This is a genomic window from Rhizobium sp. BK196 (genome assembly GCF_014193255.1).
In the GTDB taxonomy this organism is placed as follows: domain Bacteria; phylum Pseudomonadota; class Alphaproteobacteria; order Rhizobiales; family Rhizobiaceae; genus Rhizobium.
Window position 1 is genome coordinate 14,449 of the sequence record NZ_JACHZB010000006.1, and the last position, 19,644, is coordinate 34,092.

The window sequence follows — 19,644 nt, forward strand, 5'->3', positions numbered from 1 at the left end:
GCCTTTCATGCGGCTCCTGCTTTCGAGCTGATGAAAGGCGCAAGCCTTGGCGTTGATCTACTAGCAAATGTGCGAGTTGGCGCACCCAAAAGCTTTGCGCATGATCCTGGCCGTTCTCAAGGCGCGGAGCATAGGGGCGCGCAAGAGATTGACTTCGTAAGCCGCAATTGTGCTTCCGCCTTCGACGAAACCATCGATTTCGCGAGGAGCTTGCGCTGTGGCATCGCATTTCTCGGTCAGAATTGTCGCGCGCGGTTCGGGCCGTAGCGCGTTGCATTTGGCAGCCTATTGCCATCGTACGCGGATGGAATTCGAACGAGAAGCGCGAATTGTCGATTATTCCCGTAAGAAGGACCTCCTGCACGAGGAATTTGCTATCCCCCCTGATGCGCCGCAGTGGCTGCGGTCGATGATTACCGGTCGGTCGGTCTCTGGCGCGTCTGAGGCCTTCTGGAACGATGTTGAATCCTCCTCGAAGCGAGCAAATGGGCAGCTCGCAAAGGAGATTACAATCGGTTTGCCAATCGAGCTCTCAGCGGCGCAGAACATCGCACTGATGCGCGATTTCGTGGCGACTTACGTCACGTCGAGGGGCATGGTGGCAGATTGGGTGTATCATAACGCGCCCGGCAATCCGCATGTGCATCTGATGATAACGCTGCGGCCGCTGACGGAAGACGGCTTTGGCCCAATTTTGGTTCCAGTGCTCGGAGATGACGGTCAACCGCTCCGCTATGGTGCGGGCAAAATCGTCTACGAGCGCTGGGCAGGCGGTATTGAGGAGTTCAATACCTTCCGCGACGGTTGGTTTGCCGAGCAAAACCGACATCTCGCTCTTGCCGGGCTCGACATCCGGGCCGATGGCCGTTCCTTCGAAACGCAGGGAATTGAATTAGTGCCAACGATCCATCTCGGCGTTCGCACCAAAGCGATTGAAAGAATAGCCGCTATATCAGGTCGGCCCGTTTCGCTCGATCGGGTCGAGTTGCAAGAAGCACGGCGCGCCGAGAACGCAAGGCGTATCCGGCGCCGTCCCGAACTCGTGCTTGACCTGATCACTCGAGAAAAAAGCGTCTTTGATGAACATGATGTTGCCAAGGTGCTGCATCGCTACATCGACGACGATCGCCTGTTCCGAAGTCTAATGGTGCGGATTGAGCAGAGCGCGAATATTGTCAGACTCGACCAGGAACGAATTGACCTTGGGACAGGGCTGCGTACTTCGGCCAAATACACCACACGCGAGATGATCCGGCTGGAAGCGGAGATGGCAAGCAGAGCGATCTGGTTGTCGCAGCGCACGTCGCACGGCGTCATGGAAAAAGTTCTGGAGGCGACTTTTTCGCGGCACGCGCTGCTGTCAGACGAGCAGAGGACAGCGCTCGAACATATTGCCGGGAATGAACGGATCGCCGCTGTGATCGGACGCGCAGGCGCCGGCAAGACGACCATGATGAAGGCCGCCCGCGAAGCGTGGGAAGCGGCCGGTTACCGTGTCATAGGGGGCGCGCTAGCTGGCAAGGCGGCGGAGGGGCTGGAGAAGGAGGCCGGTATCGGCTCCCGCACCCTTTCGTCCTGGGAACGGCGTTGGAGCCAAGGGCGCGACCAGCTCGATGACAAGACGGTTTTGGTTCTCGACGAGGCCGGCATGGTATCGTCAAGGCAAATGGCGTTTTTCGTGGAAGCGGCAACCAGAGCCGGCGCGAAACTCGTGCTTATTGGCGATCCCGAGCAGCTCCAGCCGATCGAGGCGGGTGCCGCCTTCCGGGCGATCACCGACCGCATCGGCTATGCCGAACTCGACACGATCTACCGCCAGAAAGAGCAATGGATGCGCGACGCCTCTCTCGACCTTGCTCGCGGCAATATCGGTAGGGCCCTCGACACTTATCGCGCCAATGACAAAATCATAGGCTCTGAGTTGAAGGGGCAAGCCGTCGCCAGACTGATATCGGACTGGTCGCGAGACTACGACCCGGACAAGACGTCACTCATTCTGGCCCATCTGCGTCGCGACGTCCGCGCCCTGAACGAAAAGGCGCGCGCCGCCTTGATCGGACGCGGCATCGTCGCCGATGGTCTGCCGTTCGAGACGTCGGACGGAAAACGAAATTTCTCCGCCGGCGACCAGATCGTCTTTCTGAAGAACGACAGCGCGCTCGGCGTTAAGAACGGCATGTTGGGCAAGGTGGTAGAGGTCTCGGCCGGGCGCATCGTCGCCAGGATTGGTGCGGGGGCCGATCTCCGACAGGTCGTCGTGGAGCAGCGCATCTACGGACATGTCGACCATGGCTATGCCACGACCATTCATAAGAGCCAGGGTGCCACTGTCGATCAGGTCAAACTGCTTACCTCGCTCTCGCTCGACCGGCATCTGACCTATGTGGCGATGACGCGCCATCGCGAGGATCTCAGCCTCTATTATGGCCGTCGTTCGTTCGAAAAAGTCGGCGGATTAGAGGCCATCCTGTCGCGCATGAACGCGAAGGAGACGACGCTCGACTACGACGGAGGCCCCTTCTACCGGCAGGCGCTTCGTTTTGCCGAAAGCCGTGGTCTGCACCTCGTTCGGGTCGCAAGATCGCTCCTTCACCATCGGCTCGATTGGATGGTCAGGCAGAAGCAGACGCTCATGAGCCTCGCCACGCGTCTGTCCTCCATCGGTGCAAGGCTTGGTGTCGCAAGAACCGGATTGACGGCTCACCTCGTTAGGGCAGACACAGCAGCAAAGCCGATGGTATCCGGTATAACGATCTTCACACAGTCGATGGCACAAGCCATAGAGGCCAGGCTCAGGGCCGATCCCGGCCTTCAGACGGAGTGGGAGGATGTCTCGTTTCGGTTTCGCCTCGTCTATGCGCAGCCGGAGGCTGCACTCAAATTGGTCAATATCGACGCGATGGTCCAGGACGGACGGGTGGCTGCGAATACCATATCAAAGATCGCGAACTCCGCTGAACTTTATGGCGCTCTCAGAGGCAAGACGGGCTTGTTGGCCAGTAAGAGCGACAAGCAGGATCGGCAAACCGCTCTTCTCAATGTTCCCGCCCTGTCTCACTCTCTGGAGCGCTTTGTAAAGATGCGCGTTGAAACCGCGCGAAGGGCCGAGATGGCGGAGTACGCGCAACGCCGGAAATTGTCGGTTGAAATCCCAGACCTGTCGCCGAATGCGAGGGCTGTTCTCGAGCGCGTTCGCGACGCGATCAGTCGAAAAGATCGCTCCGCCGCATTGGAATATGTGCTTGCGGACAGAACCGTAAAGGCAGAGCTCGAAAGGTTCGCACGCGCTGTTTCTCAAAGGTTCGGAGAGCGTACTTTTCTCGGAATATCGGCGAAAGATGCTGACGGCGAGGCGTTCAAGATCCTGACCGCCGGAATGAGTAATGCGCAAAAGCTGGAGATTAAGGCTGCCTGGGCCTCGATGCGAACCGTCCAACAGCTGTCTGCGCTTGAGCGTACTGTCGTGGCACTCAAGCAGGCGGAGGCAATGCGGCAGACGAAGAGCCAAGGGCTATCCCTGAAATAGCGTATCGCTGGGTGCAGTTCGCAGAGCCTCTCTGGGGCTCTCTTGCCGGCCTCAACTGATACTTCGGCCAGCACCACGGCGATGACCGATACTTACCGTCCCGGCCGTGCCAATGACCGCGCGATATCGATAATGTCGTCACGGCCGGCCGTCGGATCCTCCCGGTTCCAGGCGACACCGAGACCGATCTTGAAATCAACACCGCGTACCTTCTTCAATTCGAAACCACGGTTCGGCAGATCCTGCGTCCATTCCGGCACGAAGCCGATACCAAGGCCGGCAGAGACCAGTGACACCAGCGAGAAGGTGTCGTCGCAGGTGTAAGCGACATTGTCGGTCAGATCGTGCTCCTCGAACTTTTCTGCGAAATAGCGCTCGCTGTAGGAGAGGTTCTGGCGGGAAAAGGAGATGATCTTCTCGCTTCGCAGATCCTCCAGATCGATCTCGCTCTTCAATGACAGCGGGCTCTGCTTTGCCACCGCCAGCAGGTAGCGTTCATGGGCAATCGAGAAGAAGCGAAGCGAGCCGATATTCTCCACCGGCCTGATGAAACCGAGATTGATGCGGCCTGCCTCGATATGGCGGATGATGTCATCGGTGGTGCCGCTTTCGATATGCATGCGGATATCGGGATATTTGCGGCCGATGCGTGCCAGGAAGGACGGCAGCACGCCGATCGTGGCGGGATAGACGGTGCCGATGGCAATCTTGCGTGCTGTCTTGCCTGCAACCGAGCGGGCGATCTCGGTCGACAGATCGATCTCGCTCAGGATCCGGACCGACCGCTCATAGAACGCCGCCCCTGCCCGTGTCAGTTCCACCCGTCTCGTCGAACGGATGAACAGCTGCACGCCAAGTTCCTTCTCCAATGCCAGGATCGCGTCTGACAGGCCAGGCTGGGTGATACTCACCTTGGCTGCGGCTCTGCCGAAATGCAGCTCCTCGGCCACCGCAACGAAGTAGGATAGCTGGCGTAGTTCCATTACCGACACCCTCCCGTGAAGACGCGCTTCAAAACGACTTAATATGGGACCGTCAGTCCGTCGATTGTCAAGCCCCACATATGCGTTTCTCGTGGCATGGATGTTCGAGAAACGATCGGCTGGAATCTCAGACGTCTGCGTGTAGCCAAGGGGCTTTCGCAGGAACGCCTTGCTTTTGAGTCTGAGATTGACCGCTCTTACGTCGGGCGGGTGGAGCGAGGGAAGGAGAACGTTACCGTTTCGACCTTAGAGGCTTTTGCGCAAGCTCTGGAGGTGGACGTCTCAGCCCTGTTCGCCCCAATCGATCCCGGCACGCAAAAACCGACCGCGCTTCGATCCGGCAGAAAACGAAAGCGATCATGAATTTCGGTAAGCATTTTTGCCCACGCACAGGACGTCTGGAGGCGAGATCACCGACCGATCTTTAAGCCGAGTAGCTTCGGTGAAGTGCTGCAGATTGCACAGCTGACAATTGTCGACGTATCGCGTTCGGCGGTTGCTTATGACAATTGCATGACAGACTATGGGCTCCGCTGATTTGCAGGGAACATAGAAAATGAAAGAAAGGAAGCGGGTCTACGAGGCTCTCGTGGACGGCGCCATGGAAGGCCTTGTGGGTGATGCGCTCTATGATTTTGTCCGCAGGCGCTGCCCGAAGGCTTCCAGCAAGAAGATCGTTCGTGCCTCTCTGCTGGCGCTCAGCGATCCGCATCTGAAGGATCGCAATATTCTTGATGTGATCTACGCGTTGGCCATTAAGCATCGACTGGATGACACCACCGCGGAGGATGAACATGACGAGGAGGCTGTGGTGCCGGAGACGTTCTCCGAGGCGGCCAGAAAGCCCCATCCGCCGCTTTCCTGATATCCAAGAATGAGAAATGCCCGGGACCCGGAAGGGGGACGAGACTGTCACGTGGCGCTATCGGAGAGCTCTTCGAGAATAGGGCAGTCCGGACGATCATTGCCGTGGCAAGCATGAACGAGATGCTCGAGCGTGCGCCGCAGTTCCGTCAGCTCGCGGATCTTGCGATCGATTTCGGAAAGTTTCGCCTCGGCGATCCCCTTGACGTCGGCGCTTTCCCGGTTCTTGTCTTCGTAGAGCGCCAGCAGCTGACGGCATTCTTCCACCGAGAAGCCGAGCCCGCGTGAGCGCTGCAGGAAGCGCAGCTTGTGGACGTCGGAGGCCGCATAATCACGGTAGCCGTTTCCGCCCCTGTCGGGGCGGATCAGGCCAATATCCTCGTAGTAGCGGATGGTCTTTGACGGCAGGCCGGACCGTTCTGAAGCTTCACCTATATTCATCACCTGTTCCTTACAGTTTTTCCACCTTCAGCCGCAGTGCATTGCCGATGACGGAGACGGACGAGAGGCTCATGGCGGCGGCCGCAATCATCGGCGAGAGCAGCAGGCCGAAGACCGGGTAGAGCAGGCCAGCGGCCACCGGGATGCCGAGCGCATTGTAGCCAAAGGCAAAGCCGAGGTTCTGGCGGATGTTGCGCATTGTCGCCTCGGCGAGCCGCCTTGCACGGACAATGCCGTTGAGATCGCCCTTCACCAATGTAATGCCCGCACTTTCCATCGCAACATCGGCGCCCGTGCCCATGGCGATGCCGACATCGGCGGCCGCAAGTGCGGGCGCATCGTTGACGCCGTCACCGGCCATGGCAATAACGGCGCCTTTGGCCCGGAGTTCATCGACCAGCGCTTTCTTGTCCTCGGGCAGGACGTCGGCGCGCACCTCATCGATCCCAAGGCTTTTTGCCACCGCGCGCGCCGTGCGTTCATTGTCGCCGGTCGCCATGATGATCTTCAGCCCGCTGTCGTGCAGCGCCTTGATGGCGGCTGCCGTCGTCGGCTTGACGCGATCGGCAACGGCGATGAGACCGGCCAGCCTGGCGTCTAGGGTGACGAACATGACAGTCTTGCCGTCCCCGCGCAACGCCTCGGTCTTTTCGGAAAGGGGTGATGGATCGATGCCGAGGTCGGCGAGCATGGCCGCATTGCCGAGCGCCACAGACGTTCTGCCGACCATGCCTTGCACGCCTTTGCCCGTCTTCGCCTCGAAATCTATGACGGCGGTCAAGGCAAGGCCGCGGTCTTCGGCGCCCGAGACGATTGCCTCGGCGAGCGGATGTTCGGAGCTTCGTTCAAGGCTTGCGGCAAGCGCCAACAGATGCGCTTCGTCAACACCTGATGCCGGCGCCACATCGGTCAGCCTGGGCTTTCCTTCGGTCAGCGTGCCGGTCTTGTCGACGATCAATGTGTCGACCTTGGAAAAACGCTCCAGCGCCTCCGCATCCTTGATCAGAACGCCTTCCTGCGCGCCGCGTCCGGTCGCGATCATGATCGACATCGGCGTTGCAAGGCCGAGCGCGCAAGGGCAGGCAATGATCAGAACAGCGACAGCAGCAAGCAACGCATTGGCGAGCCGCGGCTCCGGCCCGACAAAGGACCAGACGAGGAAGGCTGCGACGGCGGCGGCGACGACGGCCGGAACGAAGATCGCCGAAACACGGTCGACGGCGCCCTGGATCGGTGCGCGCGAACGCTGCGCCTTCGCCACCATGTCGACGATGCGCGAGAGTGTCGTATCGGCGCCGACCTTTTCGGCAGTCATGATCAGCGAGCCGTTCTTGTTCATCGTGCCGCCGGTCAGTGCGTCGCCCTTTGCCTTTTCAACCGCAAGCGGTTCGCCCGTGATCATCGATTCATCGACGGTCGATTGCCCCTCGGTGACCGAACCATCGACAGGCACGCGTTCGCCGGGGCGCACACGCAACCGGTCGCCGGTCGCAATCTCGTCGACGGGCACGTCGCTCTCGCGGCCGTCGGCATCGATACGGCGTGCGGTTTTCGGGGCAAGGTCGAGCAGGGCGCGGATCGCCGAGCCCGTACGTTCGCGCGCCTTCAGTTCCAGCACCTGTCCGACGAAAACAAGCGCCACGATGACAGCGGCTGCCTCGAAATAGACAGGGACGGAGCCGCCGTGACCGCGAAAACTATGCGGAAAGAGGCCAGGTGCGATTGTTGCAACGACGCTGTAGAGATAGGCCGTGCCGACACCCAGGCCGATCAGCGTCCACATGTTCGGGCTGCGGTTGACGAACGATGCGAGGGCCCGGCGGAAGAAGGGAAGCGCTGCCCAGAGCACGACCGGTGTTGCCAGAAGCAGTTCGACATAGCTCGCGATCGGTTCGCCGAGCGCTTCGCGCGGCAGCGAGAGGCCAAGCATCGGACCCATGGTGAGGACGAGAAGCGGGATCGCAAGAATGGCGCTGATCCAAAGCCTGCGCGTGAAATCGACGAGTTCCGGATTGGGACCTTCATCTTCAGGCGGAATGCCCATCGGCTCCAGTGCCATGCCGCATTTCGGGCAGTCGCCGGGACGGTCGCTGACGACCTCGGGGTGCATCGGACAGGTGTAAAGTGTGCCCTTCGGCATGGCGGCCGCCGCAGGCTTCTTTCCTTTGCGATAGGTTTCGGGATCGGCCTCGAACTTCGCCTTGCAGCCGGCCGAGCAGAAGTAGAATTTTTCGCCCTCGTGCTTCAGGAAGTGTTTCGCGCTCGAGCGGTCGACAGCCATGCCGCAGACCGGATCCTTGGCGGTCAAATAATCCTGCGGTGCCGCCTCGAATTTCTTGCGGCAGCCCTCGCTGCAGAAGTGATAGGTGTGACCGTGATAATCGAGGGAAGGTTTTCCGGCGTTCGGATCGACCGTCATGCCGCAGACGGCGTCGCGCATCACCGCGTCTGCAGCCTTGTCGTCGTGGCCGCAACCGCATTGCGTGCCGTCGGCGTGGCGGTGGGGGGCGTGACCATGCCTATGATGACCGTGGTCGTGATGATGATGATCGTGCTTGTTATCCATAAAGCTGCGCCTTTCATGCCTTTCTGGCATCCGGACGGCTTTATGAACCTTCCAGCAACTGGAAGGTCAACAGGTTTTTTGTTCGTCGGTACAGATTTTTCCGGTTGCCCTCAGACGGGCACGATCAATGCCGCCGGCTGGTCGCCGAGAAGCGTGGCAAGCGAGATATTCGTTCCAGGCTCCAGCATCTTGCCGGTCAGAAGATCGGCCTTGAGGCCGTGAAGGGGAGCGGGCACGACAATGACCGTATCCCCCCAGAATTCCGGTCCGGCAAAGAGCACGCCGGGGTCGAGCCAGCCGAACATCAGCCGAGGCACGACAGTTATCGAGAAGTTGTCGTGATGCAGGCGGGCAAAGGCAACGACATGGTCACTCCTGATGCCGCCGACGGCAAGCGGCAGATAATCGCCTTCGGCAAAAAGCCGGCCCTGCTCCATCCGCAGGCGCAGGCCAAGCTGGATGACGCGTTGTTTGAGCGCCTCTGCCTGCAGCCGCGCGAGCGCGCCGCCTTCGCCAAGCCAGCCGCTCAACGTCTCGAAGTCCGGCAGACGCCTGTTATCGGGATCGACGAAACTGAAATCGAAACCTTCTGCTCCCTGATAGATGTCGGGAATGCCGGGGGCCGTCAGTTTGATCAGCGTCTGCGACAGGCTGTTGACGTAGCCGGCCTCGACGAAGGGCTGCAGGACGCGAGCAAAATCCTCGGTGAATGCGTCGTTGTCGGTCGAGACGAGTGCCGCCGCATAGGCGCAAACCGCATCTTCGTAAGCGCTATCGGGTGAGGTCCAGTTTGTGCGCAGCTTGGCCTCGCGAACGGCCTTTTGCGTATAGGCGGTGAAACGCTCACGCAGCGCTTCCGCATGGCGGCGTTCGAAATCTTCAGGCCAAGCGCTGGCAAGCGCCTGATATAGCATCCATTCGAGATTGGGTTCGGGGGCTGGGCCATCCGACAAATCCACGCGGTGGCTTTCATTCAGTCTTTGCCACTGTTCCACGGCGTCGGCAAAGACCCCGGCGCCCTCGCTCAAGGCATAGAGCCTGGCACGAGCGTCCTCGCCGCGCTTTGTGTCATGCGTGGATGTTGCGGAAAGACCCGAAGGCTGCGAGCGCGCGCGCGCTTGCATAAATTGGTGAAACGCTTCGACGCCGCCCGGCACCTGATCCGGCTCGCCGCCCACCTCGTTGAGCGCCAGCAGCCGGTTGTAGCGATAGAAGAGCGTATCCTCCATTGCCTTGGCCATGATCGGGCCGGAGAGCTGCTGGAATCGAAGACGGAATTCGCGGGCTGCCTCGCTTGCCATCCCGCCGTCAAGAACGGTCCGGATGCTTTCGAGCGGCTGCGCGTGGTCCAGATGGCTGGCCGCTGCCACAGCGGCCATTTTGAGACGGTCGGCGTCGCTCGCATCGAGCGGGCCGTCGGTGCCGTAGGTGCGGTAGACGGAAAAGGCAATCAGCAGCTCTTCGATCGCCTCGGTGATTTCCTCGGCCGTCAACTCAGAAAAGATGCTGCTGGCAATTTTTGTCAGACGGGATACTTCGCCGGCGAAGTTCTTCTCGACCATCAGCCGCTTTGCCGCACGGCGCCCTTGTGCAAAATCACCATTATCGCCGGCAAGCTTGCGATAGGCATCGTCGAGCTTTTGCAAACCCTCTTTATCGACGAAAAGATCGCTGAGGCCGGTAATGACCTCATAGCCGGTCGTTCCCTGTACCGGCCAATCGGCTGGCAGCTCCTCTCCGGCGCCGAGGATCTTTTCGACGACGATGTAGGTCTCTGTTCCGACAGCCTCCCGCAACCGTCGCAGATAAGGCCCTGGTTCGGCCAGTCCGTCGATATGATCGAGGCGCAGGCCCTGCACCTGGCCCTGCCGCACCAGATCGAGCACCAGCTGATGGGTCGCCTCGAAAACGTTCGGATCCTCGACCCTGAGGCCGACCAGTCCAGTCACTTCGAAGAATCGCCGATAGCTCAGATGTCGGGCTGCCTCCTGCCAGGGCTGCAGCTGCCAGTGCTGCGCTGCATGGAGACGCATCATGAACGCATGATCCTCGGAGAGCCTGGACAACCTGTCCTTCAGACGGGCGACGTCGCCGGCCTCGAAGATCATATCGCGCAAGCCACGATGCAGGTCGCTGCCGCCAGAGGAGCCGGCAAGCTCGGCCATGCCGGTCAGGATCGGATCGTCCAGTTGCTCGGCCAACAGGGGGTAGCTTTGCGTGCTCAGCGGGAAAAGCGTGTCGTAGTAGCCGATCGCGAGATTGCCATGGGTCTCGTCGATTGCAATTTTCAGCTCGCCATCGGCAAGGCACTCATCGAAACTCTTGCCAAGCTGCGGGAGCGTCAGCTGTTCGCGCCAGTCGATATCGAAATAGCGTGCAAACGGGCTTTGCTCTCCGAACTCGAGGGCGCTTCGCCACCAGGCATTTTCGAGCGAGGCGGCCATGTGGTTCGGGACGATATCGAGGATCAGGCCCATGCCTGCCTGCGATAGCGCCGCCGTCAGACGATCAAAACCCGCCCTGCCGCCAAGCGCCGGATCGATCTCATTGGCGTCGGTCACGTCGTAACCATGGGTCGATCCCGCCGTGGCGGAAAAGATCGGCGAGGCGTAGAGATGGCTGATGCCAAGCGACTTCAAATAGGACACCAGTCCGCAGGCGCGGTCGAAGGTCATGCCATTGCGGAACTGGACCCGGTAGGTCGCGGAGGGAACGGTCATGGGTCACTTGCCGTCTGGAGGGGACATCTTCCAACGGTTGTGAGGCGCTTTTGTTCCCGTCAGTCGACGAAGACGCCCACGCTTGCCGCCCGGCCCATGGAATCGATCACCGTCAGCTTGGAATAGCCGCCGCCATCGGGCATCCAGCTTTGCGTGCGACGGCGGGAAAGATCGGGCAACGGTTTGCCATTGGCAAGCCAGCGGAAGGGCGCGCGGCCACCCTGCAGTTTCAGCGTCAGCGGTGACAGATCGCCTGCCTTGGCGCCAAGATCGACATGGGCGCCCTCCGGCGGGTAGACGATCTGCGGTGACGGTTCGCGGCCGGAGGCGACGAGTAGCCCGTTGGCATTGACGGCAAAACGCCGCTGGCTGATCGGCAGATCGGTCTGGGCGATGCGCACGGCTCCCGCCGGCGGTCGCGGCAGGGGTGTCGTGGCGATGCCGGATTTCGCAAGTGCCTCGAAGAGGATGGGTGCGGCCGTGCCATAACCCGTCAAACCGGGTACGGCGCTGTTATCGGGTCGCCCGACCCACACACCGAGCACGTAGCGGCCGTCATAACCGACCGACCAGGCGTCGCGATAGCCATAACTCGTGCCGGTCTTATAGGCGATGCCGCGCTGCGGCGCGCCGGCCGGCGGTATGACGCCCGAGAGTATGTCGGCGACATTCCAGACAGCGACCGGCTCCAGCAACGGTTCGCCGTCGATCTTGCCGGGCATGTTCGTCACACCATCGCCAATCCTGACCGGCTCGCCGTGATTGGCAAGTGCCGTATAGAGCTGCACCAGATCCTTCAGCGTGATGCCGACGCCACCGAGGCCGATCGCCAGACCCGGGGTCTCGTTGGCCGGCAAGATCGGGTGGACCTCGGCGCGGCGGAACCGCACCATCAGCCGCGAGGGACCAACCGCATCGAGCAGCTTGACCGCCGGAACGTTGAGGGAGAGCTGCAGGGCCTCGCGCACAGTCACGTCGCCCTGGTAACTCATGTCGAAATTGCGCGGCCGGTAGCCGAAGAAATCGGCCGGCCGGTCCTCGATGATAGTCTCCTGGCTCACCAGTCCCTGCTCGAAGGCAAGGCCGTAGATGAAAGGTTTCAGCGTCGAGCCAGGCGATCTGGTGATGCGCGTCATGTCGATCCAGCCCGAGCGGCTGGCATCGAAATAATCAGCTGAACCGACCTCACCGACGATCTCGCCGGTGCCGGCATCCGCCATCACCATGGCGAGCGACAGTTTTGGTCCGAGCTTCATCGTCGCGGCGCGCGCGACGGATTCGAGGCCGGTCTGGACCTGCTTCTTCAGCGTCGTCTGGTGCTGGATTGCTTTCGGATCCTTGCGCAATGCAGCTTCGGCAACATGGGCGGCAAGGGCTGGAAGCTGCAGCCGGCGGGCGGGAATGGTGACACCCTCGGCGCGGGCGGCCTCGCCATCTCCGACAACCTCGGCGACGGCAATCCGGTCGAGCACCCGCTTGCGCGCTCTTTCTGCCGCTTTCAGATTCCGGTCCGGGCGGCGCTTTTCGGGCAATTGCGGGAGCGCGACCAGAAGTGCTGCTTCGGCCACCGTCAGCCGCTTCGGCTCCTTGCCGAAATAGGCAAGGCTCGCGGCGCGCACGCCTTCGAGATTGCCGCCATAGGGCGCATGGGTGAGATAGAGATTGAGGATTTCTGCCTTCGAGAGCCGTCGCTCGATCTGTACGGCGCGGGCGATCTGCAGCAGTTTTGCCGAAAACGACCGGTTCTCGCGCGGCTCGATCAGCCTTGCCACTTGCATGGAGAGCGTCGAGGCGCCGGACACGATCCGGCCGTTGCTGACGAATTGCAGTGCGGCGCGTCCGAGCGCCCAGACATCGATGCCAGAATGCTCGTAGAAACGCTGATCCTCATAGGCGACCAGCATGCGGACGAATTGCGGATCGACGTCGGAGACGTCGGTCTTCAACCGCCAGCGCCCTTCGGGTGTTGCAAAGGCGCGCAGCAATTGCCCGTCCGTATCGAGCACTTCCGGCGAGACGGCTTCTGCCTGCTCAAGCGGAGGCGGAAAGGCTCTATCTGCGGCATCGAGCGCAAAGAGGCCTGCGCCGGCAATGACGATGCCGGCCGCAGCTCCGATCGCAAATTTCTGCCACCACCTCATTGTTGAGCCGCAACGACCTCCATCTTGCCAGTCGCGGTACGGGCCGACAGATCGGGACGGTACATGTCCTCGACGGTTGCTGCCGGATGGTCATAGACGCCGGGGGTGACGGCGCGCACGACATAGGCGACGTTGAAGTCCCGCGCTGAATTTTCGTCGCGGTTGAAGGCGGCGACGAAGCGGTCGTAACGGAATTCCGTATGGGCGGCTGACATCTCGCCGACCCAGTCGAAATTGGTCATCTGGGCGCTGTCGACGAGGCTCGGATTGTCGATTTCGAAGCCGGCCGGCAGGAGGTCGGTGATGACGATGCGCGAGGCCCAGTCGTTCTGCTCGGTCACATGCAGAACCACGACATAGCGCTCGTTCTGCTGCGCCTCGCTGACATTCGCCTCCTCGCCATCGAGCGTGTAATAGCTCCGCTCGATCGAAAAGCCGTTCCCGCCCGCAGGAAGCGGCTTGACGGGGGCGGCGACCGTGGTAACGACGGCCGAAACCGTGTCGCTCGTGGCACTCGTCAGCGTCAGCGGATGGTCGATCAGCGCGTCACCCGTCATCTTCGCCATGTAGGCGCCGGTCCGCGGAGCCCCGTTGACGTTGATCTTCAGGTCGTCGTCGCCGTTCTGCAGGGCGCGCGCTGCCAAAAGCATCCAGGCCTGTTCCTGGGTGCTTGTATATTTGCTGCGATCCCATTCCCGCGCGACTGCCTTGGCAAGGTCCGGAATGACGGGCGGAACCGGACGGCTTTCTGCCGCGAGCGCCAGGATAGCCGCACCATCACGCAGCACCGAGCCGTAATCGGTGCGTGAGAAGTTCACTCGCGTCACCATCGACTGTTTCGACATCTGCAGCGCATCGACGAAGATGTTCTTCGAACGGGTCGCGTCACCGTAGAGTGCAAGTGCTGCCGCGATATGGGCCTTGGCAAGCGGTGTCGGGAAGTCGTTGATCATCGTGTCGGCATAGTAGCGCAGGTCGCTGACGGCTGCCTTCTTGTTGCGGGCAAGCACGTAGAGGGCATAGGCGATCTCGTCGCCCTTGCCCTTCACATCCGTCGTGTAGGAGAGCGAGTTCTGGAGGTTTTCCAGCGCCTGCACGAGGGCGCGATCCGGCACGTCATACTTCTGCTCGCGTGCCCGCGTCAGGAAGTCAGTGACGTAGGAATCGAGCCAAAGATCGCCGGAATCCGGTCCCCAGAGACCGAAGCTTCCGGCATAGGCCTGATAGGAGAGTAGTTTGTAAATGGCATCCTGCACGCGCTTGTGGATGTCGTCATCGGTTTCATCCATACCGGCCTGCTTGGCGACCTCGGCCAGATAGAGCAGCGGCAGCGCGCGGCTCGTCGTCTGTTCAGCGCAGCCGAAGGGATATCGATCGAGCGTCATCAGCAGTGCCGGAATGTCGAAGGCGGCCGAGCGCGTGACGTTGACGGCGACCGAAGCACCCGGAAGCACGCTGTCGGCCAAAAGGTTCTTATCGATCGTCAGGCTTTTGCCGGGTGCGAGCGCAATGACGCGCCGTTCGGTGACCGGCAGTGAGGATGGCCGCACCGGCACATCGACCACTTGGTCGAGCGACAGGCCCTGACCATTCGACAGGTTGATGGCCACGCTGCCGTCGCCCGGCTCCCCGCCGACGAGCGTCAGCGTCAGGTCGGACTTGGCGCCGGCTTGAAGCTTCAGCGTCTGCTCGGCCGGCCCGTCGATGCGGAGCGCCTCGTTACCGATCAGCGTCAGCTTGTAGTCACCGGCCGGCGCGTCGGTATTGGCGATGTCGAGCCTGAGATTGGCCTTGTCCCCAGGTGCGAGGAATTTCGGCAGGCTTGCGGTGACGACAACGGGATCGCGGATGATGACGTCTCTGGCGCTATGGCCGACACCGGTCTTCGTCCAGGCGACTGCCATGACACGCGCCGTTCCGTTGAACTGGGGGATATCGAAACTGACCTTCGCCTTGCCTTCGGCATCAAGCCTGACCGGACCGGAGAAGAAGGCGACGAGCTTTTGCGTCGGCGGGCTTGCCTGCAGCGCGATAGCACCGCCATCGCCGCCGGTGCGCAGCTTGCCGGTCGCACCCAGAGAGCCGTCTATCAGCCGGCCGTAGAGATCGCGAATTTCGAGGCCGAGCTGGCGCTGGCCAAAATACCAGTCCTCAGGGTTCGGCGGCTCGTAACGAGTCAGATTGAGGATGCCGACATCGACGGCGGCAACCGTAATATAGGCCTCCTCATTGGCGCCGGCGCCGGTGACCTGCAGGCTGATATCGAGCGGTCCGCGTGGCAGCATCTTTTCCGGCGTATCGATCTTGACCTGCAGCGCGCGCTCGGCGGGATCGACCTTCAGCCATTTGATGCCGATCGAGCGTGCCGGCATATGGGTGTCGAGCGAATCGCCCGGCCGGAAGAGGGTGGCAGCCACATAGGCGCCGGCACCCCAGTCCGCGGTGACGGGAATATCGACCTCGCCGCCCGTCTCGCCGATCGTGGTGTTTTGGACGGCAACCAGCTTTTCCGTGCCGGCCGTGATCATCAGCTCGCCGCCATAACGCGATGTCACCTTCAGCTTGGCCGTCTCGCCGACCTTATAGCCGTCTTTGTCGAGGGCGATCTCCAGGCCATCGGGCGTTTCCGTCGAGGTCGAGGCGACGAACCAGCCGGCATCGAATTCGACGCTTGAGGTTGGCCCGTCGGCATCGGCACTTTCCACCTCGAGCCGGTAGCGCCCCCATTCGACGGGCGCCTGGATCTTGGCGCCATTTTCAGCCGTCGCATCCACCGAGCCGGAGGCGACTTCTTCCGGCGTGTAGGTGGGCTCGTATTTCCAGGCTGTGCCTTCGCGATACCATTGGTAATCGCGGCGCAGCTTGTAGAATTTCCAGCGCAGGCCCTTCATCTCCTGCTTCTGGCCTTGTGTGTCGAGGCCGATCACCGTGAAGTTCGCCAGCGCATTCTCCGGCAGGTCGCCGTCGAATTCCGGCTTGATGCCGATTGCGGTCGCGTCGGTCTTGACCGGGATGTCCAGCGAACGCTCGATGGCGCGGCCGCCCGGCTCCTGCATACGCAGATAGACCGTGGCATTCAAAAGCTGGGTCGTGGCCGGCAGCTCGCCGATCGTCAGATCAGTGGAGGCCTCGCCATTCTCGTCGAGCTCCGGCAGCCCGTCGATCGGCTGGCGCGAATCCTCGCTCGCCTCCTCGTCGGCAAGCCCGAACTGGTATCCGGGATAGGCGGCATTCGTGCGCGTCGGCTTGACGACGACGTCGCCCTCGATCGTCAGGCCGGCGGCCGGGGCGCCGTAGAGATATTTGCCGGAAATAGTGATCGTCGCTGCCGTATCCGTCCCGATCTCCTTGGAGTCGGTCTTGATCTCCATGTCGGTCCGGTCAGGCACGAAATCGTCGACGAGGAAGGTTTTGGTGGCAATCGCCGATCCCTTCGGATCGGTGTAGACGTTCATCCTCCAGGTGCCGCGCATTGCGTTTTCCTGGGTCTGCAGGTCCACCTGATAGCCGCCGAGATTGCTCGTCTGGCTGACGATGCGCCGGTCTTCCACGCCATCCGGTCGTGAGAAAATGAAAGTCAGCGGCAGATTCTCGATCGCCTTGCCGTCTGTATCGCGGGCGAGGGCAGCCGCATGCACTGTCTCCCCGGCACGGTAGATGCCGCGCTCGGTCCAGGGCAATACGTCGATGGCGCCCGGCGCGGTGCGTCCGGTCACGCCACGGTCGGAAAGGTCGAAGCCGGCGCGCGTCATGTCGAGAAATACATAGTCCGACGTGCCGTTCTTGGCGCTGATGACGGCAGGGGTGAGTGCAGCGGTGCCGCGCATCAGACCAGCCGTGAAGGTGGCGCGGCCGTCCGCGTCGGTGGTGGCAGTGCCGAGCACTTCATTGTTCTTGGCAAGCAGCTGCAATTCGACGCCGGCCATCGGCTTGGCGGAGGCAAGCGAGCGGGCAAAGACGTTGAGCCCGTCAGTGCCGGCATAGGTGGTGATGCCAATATCGGAAACCAGAAACCATTGCGTGGCCTGCGAATCCCATTCCTGCACCTGACCGGTCGGCGGTGTTGCAACCATCACATAGATGCCGGGCTTGCGCTCGGGCAGCGCCTCGTCGACCGGGAAAGAGGTGACGACGTCCTTGTTGAGCTCGTTGGCGATCTCGATCGATCCCTGCCAGACGAGCTCGCCGCTCTGGTCCTCGATATTCTGGGCGCTGTAGCCGTCGAGCTGCGTCAGGAACTGGGAGCCGGTCAGGAGCGGCGCGATGCCGCGATCGCCGATGCGGTAGAGCTTCAAATTGGCAGACGCCATGTTGACGGAGACGATCGGGATGCCGCGGCGCGCCGTCGACGGCAGCACGAAGCTGTCACCGGTAAAGCGCACCATCTGGCTGCGATCCTTGATATAGACGTCAATGGTGACAGGCGCTTCCAGAACTTCGTCGACCGAAGAGGGCAGGCCGGTGCGGAAGCCGATCTTGTAGGTCTCGCCGTGGGTCAGGCCTTCGACACAGATCTGCTTGTCCTTGGCTTCCAGCGCCTTGGGTGCTTCGCCGTTCAGCGTTACGAAGGGCGCATAGTCCACCGTCTTGACCAGCGCCTCGGAGAAAGTGACGCAGGCGCGCGGTGTGGCGCTATCGGCATCGACCGTATGTTCGGTGATACGGAAGCCCTGCGTCTGCTTGAGCTCAAGGTAATCCGCCTGCACGTCCTTGACACTGACCAGTGCAAGGCTCGCCTTGTAGGCATTCAGGGCATCGCGATAGTTGGCGTTCTTTTCCAAGGCCTTGGCAAGCACGGCCAGAGCGTCGGCACGCTTGTTGGTCGTGCGCGTCAGCTGGTAGCCGTTCAGCGCGTCGACCACCGCCTGACCGAAGACGCCGCTGTCAGGCGCGCCGAGCGAGGTCGCGGCACGTGCCGTCTCGATCCAGAGGTCGCCGTCATCGGGCGTGATCGACAGGGCACCATGGAAGGCCTTAAGCGCATCGGAAAGATTGCCGCCGGTGAGATCGAGGCGCGCGCTTGCCGTCAGGCTGTCGACACCTTGGCCCTGCTGGTCGTCGGCGAGCGCCAGATCGTTGCGGAAATTGCGGGCCTGCTGGACGAGGTCGTCGGACAGGAAGGATAGACGGGGGGCAACGCCGATGTCCGGTTCTTTCGGCGCGGCGGCGGCTGTCGTTTCGACGATCCTGCCGGCAATCGCGCCGGGAGCGGCGTTCATCGTCTTGAAATCGGATTTGAGGAAACACCACTTCACCCTGGGATTATAGGTGAAGGCCTTGCAGCTCTTGTCGCCGATGCAGGCGGCCTTGCACTGATCGAGCGAGAGATTCTGCTCGGTGCGCAGGTCGAAGCCGAAATAATCGGCATCCTTGACAGTGACAATGTCCCGCTTGGCGTCGGCGGCAAAGGCCGACGGGCCTGCGAAAATCGTGGTTGCGGCAATGACGAAAGAAGCGAAGAACGAGCGCGCAGACATTGGTCCCCCCGGATGCTGGCTCTGAACCGGCGGCACTCTCCTCACTCCCCAGGGAATTGTCAACTCACCTTCCGGCCTGCTCCGATTTCGCACACCAGCTTTCGTGCAATCGTCACATCGGCGTGAGTGAACAGCTTGTGATTTGCGCCCTTTTCCATGACCGGTAACAATTTCGACACGTTGGCCGGAGGTAGTCGTCATGTTCACTCGCTTGTCAGGCAAGATCCTTGCCGCATTGTTGGGAGCCGTCTCCCTATCGCTGGGTCTCGGCGCTGTCGCTAGCCGCGCAGCCGAAGATGCCGTCGTCATCCCGGCGCCGGCCATCGATGAGGCCGGCAAATCCGGCATAGAGACGGCCGTCTTCGCCGGCGGCTGCTTCTGGGGCGTCCAGGGGGTCTTCCAGCATGTAAAAAGTGTCAAAAGCGCCGTTTCCGGCTACGCCGGCGGTGAAGCGGCAACCGCGCAATACGAGACCGTCAGTACCGGCACGACCGGCCACGCCGAATCCGTCAAGGTGACCTTTGATCCGAGGCAGGTGACCTACGGAAAGCTTCTACAGGTATTCTTCTCGGTCGCACACAACCCGACGCAGCTCAATTTCCAGGGACCGGACCAAGGCACCCAGTACCGTTCGGCACTGTTCATCTCCGACCCGGAGCAGCGCAGGGTCGCCGAAGCCTATGTCGCCCAGCTCGACAAGGCGCATGTCTTCAAACAGCCGATCGTCACCAAGATCACCGACTATACCGGCTTCTACCCGGCCGAGCAGTATCACCAGGATTTTTTGACGCTGAACCCGACCTACCCCTACATCGCCTATAACGACCTGCCGAAGATCAAGAACCTGAAGCAAATCTTCCCGGCCGACTACAGGCAGGAGCCGGTTCTGGTGCTGAAGGCAAAGGGCTGAGAAACCTCGAAAGCCA

10 protein-coding genes are annotated in these 19,644 nt (G+C 61.4%); 4 read left to right on the forward strand and 6 right to left on the reverse strand.

What is annotated here, in order from left to right; genetic code table 11:
• Window positions 1-217 precede the first annotated feature (217 nt).
• Window positions 218-3,526 carry a Ti-type conjugative transfer relaxase TraA gene (traA, locus tag FHT78_RS19590; RefSeq protein ID WP_183747661.1) on the forward strand — a complete coding sequence of 1,103 codons (3,309 nt, stop codon included), beginning with the start codon at window positions 218-220 and terminating at the stop codon, window positions 3,524-3,526.
• A gap of 92 nt (window positions 3,527-3,618) precedes the next feature.
• On the opposite strand, the gene FHT78_RS19595 is transcribed toward traA, so the two are convergent.
• Window positions 3,619-4,509 carry a LysR family transcriptional regulator gene (locus tag FHT78_RS19595; RefSeq protein WP_183747664.1) on the reverse strand — a complete coding sequence of 297 codons (891 nt, stop codon included), beginning with the start codon at window positions 4,507-4,509 and terminating at the stop codon, window positions 3,619-3,621.
• Window positions 4,510-4,605: 96 nt separating this feature from the next.
• Here FHT78_RS19595 and FHT78_RS19600 point away from each other — a divergent pair, with 96 nt between their 5' ends.
• Both FHT78_RS19600 and FHT78_RS19605 read left to right on the forward strand, forming a co-directional pair.
• A complete protein-coding gene (locus FHT78_RS19600; RefSeq protein WP_183747667.1) occupies window positions 4,606-4,872 on the forward strand; it encodes a helix-turn-helix transcriptional regulator in 267 nt (88 codons plus the stop codon).
• 193 nt (window positions 4,873-5,065) lie between these two features.
• Window positions 5,066-5,374, forward strand: coding sequence for a hypothetical protein (locus FHT78_RS19605; RefSeq protein ID WP_183747670.1), 309 nt, complete (start codon window positions 5,066-5,068; stop codon window positions 5,372-5,374).
• A gap of 47 nt (window positions 5,375-5,421) precedes the next feature.
• Here the strand turns inward: FHT78_RS19605 and cueR are convergent, their stop codons facing one another.
• The 5 genes from cueR to FHT78_RS19630 all read right to left on the reverse strand — a co-directional run bounded on the left by cueR (window position 5,422) and on the right by FHT78_RS19630 (window position 18,718).
• Window positions 5,422-5,814 (reverse strand): Cu(I)-responsive transcriptional regulator, encoded by a 393-nt coding sequence (gene cueR / locus FHT78_RS19610; protein ID WP_183747673.1) that lies wholly within the window; start codon window positions 5,812-5,814, stop codon window positions 5,422-5,424.
• A 10-nt stretch (window positions 5,815-5,824) separates the two neighbouring features.
• The gene (locus FHT78_RS19615; protein WP_183747676.1) at window positions 5,825-8,380 is read right to left on the reverse strand and encodes a heavy metal translocating P-type ATPase; all 2,556 of its coding nucleotides are present in this window, start codon (window positions 8,378-8,380) and stop codon (window positions 5,825-5,827) included.
• 110 nt (window positions 8,381-8,490) lie between these two features.
• Window positions 8,491-11,100, reverse strand: a complete 2,610-nt coding sequence (gene treY, locus FHT78_RS19620) for a malto-oligosyltrehalose synthase (protein ID WP_183747679.1) — start codon at window positions 11,098-11,100, stop codon at window positions 8,491-8,493.
• A 59-nt stretch (window positions 11,101-11,159) separates the two neighbouring features.
• A complete protein-coding gene (gene pbpC, locus FHT78_RS19625; protein WP_183747681.1) occupies window positions 11,160-13,241 on the reverse strand; it encodes a penicillin-binding protein 1C in 2,082 nt (693 codons plus the stop codon).
• On the reverse strand, window positions 13,238-18,718 hold the full coding sequence (locus FHT78_RS19630; protein ID WP_183747684.1) for an alpha-2-macroglobulin family protein: 5,481 nt from the start codon (window positions 18,716-18,718) through the stop codon (window positions 13,238-13,240). The genes pbpC and FHT78_RS19630 overlap by 4 nt, the downstream gene beginning before the upstream one ends.
• Before the next feature lie 199 nt (window positions 18,719-18,917).
• On the opposite strand from FHT78_RS19630, the gene msrA reads away from it, so the two are divergent.
• Window positions 18,918-19,628 carry a peptide-methionine (S)-S-oxide reductase MsrA gene (gene msrA, locus FHT78_RS19635; protein WP_183747687.1) on the forward strand — a complete coding sequence of 237 codons (711 nt, stop codon included), beginning with the start codon at window positions 18,918-18,920 and terminating at the stop codon, window positions 19,626-19,628.
• The last annotated feature ends 16 nt before the right edge of the window (window positions 19,629-19,644 follow it).

Bases quoted from the DNA above. Each gene is read 5' to 3' on its own strand.
- FHT78_RS19595 (WP_183747664.1), bottom strand. From the start codon at position 4,509: ATGGAACTACGCCAGCTATCCTACTTCGTTGCGGTGGCCGAGGAGCTG.
- FHT78_RS19600 (WP_183747667.1), top strand. From the start codon at position 4,606: ATGGATGTTCGAGAAACGATCGGCTGGAATCTCAGACGTCTGCGTGTA.
- FHT78_RS19605 (WP_183747670.1), top strand. From the start codon at position 5,066: ATGAAAGAAAGGAAGCGGGTCTACGAGGCTCTCGTGGACGGCGCCATG.
- cueR (WP_183747673.1), bottom strand. From the start codon at position 5,814: ATGAATATAGGTGAAGCTTCAGAACGGTCCGGCCTGCCGTCAAAGACC.
- FHT78_RS19615 (WP_183747676.1), bottom strand. From the start codon at position 8,380: ATGGATAACAAGCACGATCATCATCATCACGACCACGGTCATCATAGG.
- treY (WP_183747679.1), bottom strand. From the start codon at position 11,100: ATGACCGTTCCCTCCGCGACCTACCGGGTCCAGTTCCGCAATGGCATG.
- pbpC (WP_183747681.1), bottom strand. From the start codon at position 13,241: ATGAGGTGGTGGCAGAAATTTGCGATCGGAGCTGCGGCCGGCATCGTC.
- FHT78_RS19630 (WP_183747684.1), bottom strand. From the start codon at position 18,718: ATGTCTGCGCGCTCGTTCTTCGCTTCTTTCGTCATTGCCGCAACCACG.
- msrA (WP_183747687.1), top strand. From the start codon at position 18,918: ATGTTCACTCGCTTGTCAGGCAAGATCCTTGCCGCATTGTTGGGAGCC.